The sequence below is a fragment of the Curtobacterium sp. B18 genome, assembly GCF_000333375.1.
Classification (GTDB): Bacteria; Actinomycetota; Actinomycetes; order Actinomycetales; family Microbacteriaceae; genus Curtobacterium.
Genome location: NZ_BACZ01000721.1, coordinates 1 through 594 on the forward strand (window position 1 = coordinate 1; position 594 = coordinate 594).

The 594-nt window shown below is 74.9% G+C and carries 1 protein-coding gene; it reads left to right on the forward strand.

Going from position 1 to position 594, the window contains the following annotated elements; genetic code table 11:
• Positions 1–594, forward strand: a 594-nt coding sequence (locus I5E_RS19270; protein ID WP_022908427.1) for a quinone oxidoreductase family protein, incomplete at both ends; no start/stop codon positions are given.

Here is a 594-nt window from a genome sequence, read left to right on the forward strand (position 1 = left end):
CCGGGCGAGGTGACGATCGACGTCCGTGCCGCCGGGATGAACCCCGCGGACACCAAGCACACCCGGCAGGGCGACCCGTCGGACCTGCCCGTCCCCGTCGGCTACGAGGTCGCTGGGGTCCTCGTCGCCGTCGGACCGGACACCGAGATCGCCTCGGGTGGGGGAGCGGTCGGCGACGAGGTCCTCGCGTTCCGGGTCGCCGGCGGGTGGGCCGAACGGATCACGGTGCCCGCCGGGGACGTGTTCGCGAAGCCGGCGTCGCTCGGGTTCCCCGAAGCGGCGAACCTGCTGCTCGCCGGTACCACCGCGGCCGACATGCTCCGGGTCACCCGTGCGACCGGCAACGACACCGTCCTCGTGCACGGCGCGGCCGGCGCGGTCGGGGTCAGCCTGCTCCAGCAGCTCCGGCTCCTCGGCGCCCGCGTGATCGGGACGGCGTCCGAGCGGAACGCCGACACCGTCGCGGACTTCGGTGGCGAGTGGATCGCGTACGGGGACGGGCTCGAGGACCGCGTCCGGGCGCTCGTCGGCGACGGCACGGACGACCGTGTCGACGTCGCGCTCGACTGCGTCGGCACCGACGAGGCCGTCGAC